Below are 2,983 nucleotides of genomic sequence, written 5' to 3'. Positions count from 1 at the left end.
CAAATTTTCGGCTGTTGCAGTCTTCATAGAGACACGCAAACATCAAATTGTTTGGGTGTTATATGGTCAAGCCTCACGGGCAATTAGTATTGGTTAGCTCAACGCCTCACAGCGCTTACACACCCAACCTATCAACGTCGTAGTCTTCGACGGCCCTTTAGGGAACTCAAGGTTCCAGTGAGATCTCATCTTGAGGCTAGTTTCCCGCTTAGATGCTTTCAGCGGTTATCTATTCCGAACGTAGCTACCCGGCAATGCCACTGGCGTGACAACCGGAACACCAGAGGTTCGTCCACTCCGGTCCTCTCGTACTAGGAGCAGCCCCTCTCAAATCTCAAACGTCCACGGCAGATAGGGACCGAACTGTCTCACGACGTTCTAAACCCAGCTCGCGTACCACTTTAAATGGCGAACAGCCATACCCTTGGGACCGGCTTCAGCCCCAGGATGTGATGAGCCGACATCGAGGTGCCAAACACCGCCGTCGATATGAACTCTTGGGCGGTATCAGCCTGTTATCCCCGGAGTACCTTTTATCCGTTGAGCGATGGCCCTTCCATACAGAACCACCGGATCACTAAGACCTACTTTCGTACCTGCTCGACGTGTCTGTCTCGCAGTCAAGCGCGCTTTTGCCTTTATACTCTACGACCGATTTCCGACCGGTCTGAGCGCACCTTCGTACTCCTCCGTTACTCTTTAGGAGGAGACCGCCCCAGTCAAACTACCCACCATACACTGTCCTCGATCCGGATAACGGACCAGAGTTAGAACCTCAAGGTTGCCAGGGTGGTATTTCAAGGTTGGCTCCACGCGAACTGGCGTCCACGCTTCAAAGCCTCCCACCTATCCTACACAAGCAAACTCAAAGTCCAGTGCAAAGCTATAGTAAAGGTTCACGGGGTCTTTCCGTCTAGCCGCGGATACACTGCATCTTCACAGCGATTTCAATTTCACTGAGTCTCGGGTGGAGACAGCGCCGCCATCGTTACGCCATTCGTGCAGGTCGGAACTTACCCGACAAGGAATTTCGCTACCTTAGGACCGTTATAGTTACGGCCGCCGTTTACCGGGGCTTCGATCAAGAGCTTCGCGTTAGCTAACCCCATCAATTAACCTTCCGGCACCGGGCAGGCGTCACACCCTATACGTCCACTTTCGTGTTTGCAGAGTGCTGTGTTTTTAATAAACAGTCGCAGCGGCCTGGTATCTTCGACCGGCATGAGCTTACGGAGCAAGTCCTTCACCCTCACCGGCGCACCTTCTCCCGAAGTTACGGTGCCATTTTGCCTAGTTCCTTCACCCGAGTTCTCTCAAGCGCCTTGGTATTCTCTACCTAACCACCTGTGTCGGTTTGGGGTACGGTTCCTAATTACCTGAAGCTTAGAAGCTTTTCCTGGAAGCATGGCATCAACCACTTCGTCGTCTAAAAGACAACTCGTCATCAGTTCTCGGCCTTGAACGCCCGGATTTACCTAAGCATTCAGCCTACCACCTTAAACACGGACAACCAACGCCGTGCTGGCCTAGCCTTCTCCGTCCCTCCATCGCAGTAATTAGAAGTACGGGAATATTAACCCGTTTCCCATCGACTACGCATTTCTGCCTCGCCTTAGGGGCCGACTCACCCTGCGTCGATTAACGTTGCGCAGGAAACCTTGGTCTTTCGGCGTGGGAGTTTTTCACTCCCATTGTCGTTACTCATGTCAGCATTCGCACTTCTGATACCTCCAGCAAGCTTCTCAACTCACCTTCACAGGCTTACAGAACGCTCCTCTACCGCTCAACTTACGTTGAACCCGTAGCTTCGGTGTATGGTTTGAGCCCCGTTACATCTTCCGCGCAGGCCGACTCGACTAGTGAGCTATTACGCTTTCTTTAAAGGGTGGCTGCTTCTAAGCCAACCTCCTAGCTGTCTAAGCCTTCCCACATCGTTTCCCACTTAACCATAACTTTGGGACCTTAGCTGACGGTCTGGGTTGTTTCCCTTTTCACGACGGACGTTAGCACCCGCCGTGTGTCTCCCGTGCTGACACTTGCTGGTATTCGGAGTTTGCATCGGTTTGGTAAGTCGGGATGACCCCCTAGCCGAAACAGTGCTCTACCCCCAGCAGTGATACACGAGGCGCTACCTAAATAGCTTTCGAGGAGAACCAGCTATCTCCGAGCTTGATTAGCCTTTCACTCCGATCCACAGGTCATCCGCTAACTTTTCAACGGTAGTCGGTTCGGTCCTCCAGTTAGTGTTACCCAACCTTCAACCTGCCCATGGATAGATCGCCCGGTTTCGGGTCTATACCCAGCGACTAAACGCCCTATTAAGACTCGCTTTCGCTACGCCTCCCCTATTCGGTTAAGCTCGCCACTGAATATAAGTCGCTGACCCATTATACAAAAGGTACGCAGTCACCCAACAAAGTGGGCTCCCACTGCTTGTACGCATACGGTTTCAGGATCTATTTCACTCCCCTCTCCGGGGTTCTTTTCGCCTTTCCCTCACGGTACTAGTTCACTATCGGTCAGTCAGTAGTATTTAGCCTTGGAGGATGGTCCCCCCATATTCAGACAAAGTTTCTCGTGCTCCGTCCTACTCGATTTCATTGATAAGAGAGTTTCGTGTACAGGGCTATCACCCACTACGGCCGCACTTTCCAGAGCGTTCCACTACTCTCAAATCAACTTAAGGGCTAGTCCCCGTTCGCTCGCCACTACTAAGGGAATCTCGGTTGATTTCTTTTCCTCAGGGTACTTAGATGTTTCAGTTCCCCTGGTTCGCCTTACACACCTATGTATTCAGTGTGTAATAACCAGCTTATGCTGGCTGGGTTCCCCCATTCAGAGATCTCCGGATCAAAGTCTGTTTGCCGACTCCCCGGAGCTTATCGCAGGCTACAACGTCTTTCATCGCCTCTGACTGCCAAGGCATCCACCGTATGCGCTTCTTCACTTGACCATATAACCCCAAGCAATCTGGTTACTGTCT

At 51.9% G+C, this 2,983-nt stretch carries 1 rRNA gene; it reads right to left on the bottom strand.

The features are described 5' to 3' along the window. Window positions 1–62: 62 nt before the first annotated feature. Window positions 63–2,953: ribosomal RNA gene (locus BMW49_RS24320) — 23S ribosomal RNA — on the bottom strand. Between the last annotated feature and the right edge of the window lie 30 nt (window positions 2,954–2,983).

Origin of the sequence: Pseudomonas cuatrocienegasensis (assembly GCF_900110925.1) — a bacterium.
Classification (GTDB): domain Bacteria; phylum Pseudomonadota; class Gammaproteobacteria; order Pseudomonadales; family Pseudomonadaceae; genus Aquipseudomonas; species Aquipseudomonas cuatrocienegasensis.
Note: the sequence above shows the minus strand (reverse complement) of the source record. Positions and strands in the feature narration are given on the sequence as shown.